This is a genomic window from Micrococcus terreus (genome assembly GCF_900116905.1).
GTDB classification, from domain to species: Bacteria; Actinomycetota; Actinomycetes; order Actinomycetales; family Micrococcaceae; genus Citricoccus; species Citricoccus terreus.
This window is the reverse complement of the sequence record NZ_FPCG01000025.1, coordinates 1-3,343: the sequence shown is the minus strand read 5'-3', so window position 1 is coordinate 3,343 and position 3,343 is coordinate 1. Positions and strand designations below refer to the sequence as shown.

Sequence of the window (3,343 nt, the reverse complement as noted above, 5' to 3'; positions counted from 1 at the left end):
CCGATGGTACTGCACACGGGAGTGTGTGGGAGAGTAGGACGCCGCCGGACACTACTTTCAAAGACTCGGGCCCCACCACACGGTGGGGCCCGAGCGCTTTAACAGAGTCTTCTCGGTCCTGATGTCCTTGAATGTGGAGGGGGCGCCGCGGGTACTTTCTGACCTGGTGCTATGCGACACTGAGCACATGGATGAGCATCTCTTCCTCGATCCGTTCGCAACGGAGCCGGCGCCGGCCGATCCACCGGCACCTGCCGAGCCATCCCACCCGGTCCCGCCCATATCTGAGCACACAACGCGGCACGTGGACATCCCGTTGGCCCGTGACCGGACGATCGAAGCCTTTACGGAGTACCCACATCTATGGTGGCCTCTGGAGCGTCGTCTCACTGGTCCAGAGGGGCACCTGGGGTTCGTCGGAGGGGAGCTGCTCGAAGAGGGCGCCGACGGTTCTGAGCACGTCTGGGCTTCGATCGTGTCCGTATCTCCCGGAGTGCTTCGCCTCAACTGGCGTGGCCGGGCCGTCTCAGAGCCGGTGGACAGGGCGCTGACCGTGCGGTTCGACTCCAACGACGGACAGGATCGCACGGCAGTGAGCATCGAGTCTGACGACGGCGAACTGGTTCAGAGTTGGTCTGGACTGCTGGAAGGCTTCGCGCGGTTCACCGGTGGGGCACCCATCTGAGTCGGGGATGGTCGATGTGGTCTCTACAGGCCATGCTCCTTGAACAGAGCCAGATCCCCGTCTTCGAACCGCTGTTCGAGCAGCCGGCCCTGTGTCCGCATGGCCTGGAGGTCCCGGCGGAGCACAGCTTCCCGGCTGTGTTCGATCGCGGTCGTCAGGGTGCCGAGCTGGTGCGTCCATTCAGCAGCGTGATGAGGCTTCTCTGAGTCCGGCAGCGTCAGGAACAGGTCCAACGTGGTCGGCAGATAGTCGTAGATGATGGATTCGACCACATGGCGATGGTCCGGGGCGGTGGCGACGGTGTCCCATCTCTGAGCCATCTCCTCCAACTGGGTCATCGCCTGGCGGAGCTCATCGTGCGCGCGTGGAGGAAGTCTCCGGTGCTCAGACTGGATCGTGGAGCTCAAGGCGCGTAGCCGTTCCTGGACGTCCTTCTGGCTTGCCCCCGTCACGGGGACGCCCGAGGCATAGGTCTCCAGGGCTGGACGTCGCGCCTGGTCCGGGGCGAGGAAGTACCCAGCGCCGTAGCCGAGCAGGCCAGCGATCACGGCGGCCGGCACCGACTGGCTGAGCAGCAGGACCAGCAGAAGGACGACGGTCAGTGCCCCCAGGCCCACCAGGTTGCCGGGTGAACCCAGGAAGCCTCCGGAACGCTGTCCCTCACCCGCGGAGCGGTCCGAGCCGCGTCGTTCTCGGTGGTCCACACTGCACCTCGCCTTCGCAGAGATCGGCAAGACGGGCTGCACCCCGTCGTCGTGTCTGGTCCGCCCAGTCTAGAGTCCGGTGCCAGCCGGTGGCCGGGACAGTCGCCTACCATGGGGACATGCCCGCCCCAGACTCCTTCCTGCATGCCCTCGTTGCCGTGTTCCCCGAGCATCAGCTGACACAGGACGAAGAGCGACTGGCCGAGTACTCCGTGGACAAAGGCCCCCTGGAAGGCCTCGTGGTGGCTCTGCCTGAGGCGGTGGTGCACGCGGAGAGCGTCGAGGACGTTCAGCAGCTGATGCGGCTGGCCAGCGAGCACCGGGTTCCCGTGGTGACCCGTGGCGCAGGAACCGGAGTGTCCGGAGGTGCCAACGCCCTGCCTGGTGGTGTGGTTCTCTCCACCACGCGGATGGACAGGATCCTTCAGCTGAACCCGGAGGACGGCACCGCGGTGGTGGAGCCCGGGGTGATCAATGCGGACTTGAACACGGCAGCAGCCGCCCATGGGCTGATGTATGCCCCCGACCCCGCCAGCTACCGCACTTCGACGATCGGCGGGAACATCGCCACGAACGCCGGCGGACTCCGGTGCGCCAAGTATGGGGTGACCCGCGACTCCGTCCTGGCCGTGGACGTGGTCCTGGCCGACGGGAGCCTGATCCGCACCGGACACCAGACCATCAAGGGCGTGGTGGGCTATGACCTGACGGGCCTGTTCACCGGTTCGGAGGGAACGCTGGGGGTGATCGTCGGCGCCACCGTCCGGCTGCGTCCGGCTCCCGTGAAGGTGCTCACCCTGGCGGCCTGGCTCCCGGACTTCCCGACGGCGGCCGCGGGCGTCCTGCAGATCGGTGCGGCACGCGTGACACCGGCCATCCTGGAGATCATGGACCGCGGCACCATGGCCGCTCTGGACGAGGCGCACGGCTCCACGCTCTCTGCGCGAGGGGAGGCGATGCTGCTGGTGCAGACCGATGGGTTCGGTGCGGCAGCGGAGATGGAGATTATCCGAGAGGTCCTCACCGGCCTCGGCGGGATTCTCTCGGCACCCGACGACGCCGAGGCTGAGGCGCTGGTCGAACTGCGCCGGCATGCTCGAGGCGACGCGGTCGAGACCCAGATCCGCACTGGTGAGGACGTGGCGGTGCCCAAGTCACGGCTGGTGGACTACGTGGCTGAACTGGAGCGCATGGCCGTCAGCCACGGCGTCCAGCTCAAGGTCGTCGCCCATGCCGCTGACGGCAACCTGCATCCCACGTTCTGGATCGCCACGGCAGAGGCAAGTGAGGCGATGCCCCGGCTGGAGGCGGCATTGGACGAATCGATCCGCGTCGCCCTGGACATGGGTGGCACGATCAGCGGTGAACATGGGATCGGCTCGTACAAGCTGCGGTGGATGCACTGGGAGCAGTCGGGACCGGTCGTGGAGATCCAGCGGCAGATCAAACAGCTCGTGGACCCGCAGGAGATCCTCAACCCGGGCCGGGCCATCCTGTAGGCGATGCGCTTGACGGTGGGCGACCTGCCTGCGGCCGTTTTGGTGAATCCGCTCGCCCGGGAGTATGCTGGACCACTGTGACTGGCGGGATTCCGGCCGGTCGCGAGGACCTCGGGGTGTGGCGCAGTTTGGTAGCGCGCGTCGTTCGGGACGACGAGGTCGCAGGTTCAAATCCTGTCACCCCGACCAGAAAGCCGCGGAAACTCAAGGGTTTCCGCGGCTTTTAAGGTTTAATGAATTGACTACCCCGACGAAAACTCGACGAATTGGCCTCCTCCGGGCGGCATTCGCAGCCTCCCTCTCCAGCTTCTGCTGGTTACTCACGGGCTTCACGGATTCGTGTGTGCTGGATGCACGTCACTAGTTGTAGGAGGCCATGACGTTATTGAGGGTGCGGGGTGCGCGTGAGGCTGGGGGCTGGTGGCCGCAGGCGGTATGGGGTCGATGATAGTTGT

3 protein-coding genes and 1 tRNA gene are annotated in these 3,343 nt (G+C 65.9%); 3 read left to right on the top strand and 1 reads right to left on the bottom strand.

What is annotated here, in order from left to right; all coding sequences use genetic code 11:
- Positions 1-475 precede the first annotated feature (475 nt).
- The gene (locus BM355_RS14275) at positions 476-685 is read left to right on the top strand and encodes a hypothetical protein (protein ID WP_143109535.1); all 210 of its coding nucleotides are present in this window, start codon (positions 476-478) and stop codon (positions 683-685) included.
- Between the two features lie 23 nt (positions 686-708).
- On the opposite strand, the gene BM355_RS13945 is transcribed toward BM355_RS14275, so the two are convergent.
- On the bottom strand, positions 709-1,389 hold the full coding sequence (locus BM355_RS13945) for a hypothetical protein (RefSeq protein WP_091699755.1): 681 nt from the start codon (positions 1,387-1,389) through the stop codon (positions 709-711).
- A 119-nt stretch (positions 1,390-1,508) separates the two neighbouring features.
- On the opposite strand from BM355_RS13945, the gene BM355_RS13940 reads away from it, so the two are divergent.
- Both BM355_RS13940 and BM355_RS13935 read left to right on the top strand, forming a co-directional pair.
- Positions 1,509-2,888, top strand: a complete 1,380-nt coding sequence (locus BM355_RS13940) for an FAD-binding oxidoreductase (RefSeq protein ID WP_091699753.1) — start codon at positions 1,509-1,511, stop codon at positions 2,886-2,888.
- A gap of 112 nt (positions 2,889-3,000) precedes the next feature.
- Positions 3,001-3,077 (top strand) — tRNA-Pro (locus BM355_RS13935).
- The last annotated feature ends 266 nt before the right edge of the window (positions 3,078-3,343 follow it).

Bases quoted from the DNA above. Each gene is read 5' to 3' on its own strand.
- BM355_RS13940 (WP_091699753.1), top strand. From the start codon at position 1,509: ATGCCCGCCCCAGACTCCTTCCTGCATGCCCTCGTTGCCGTGTTCCCC.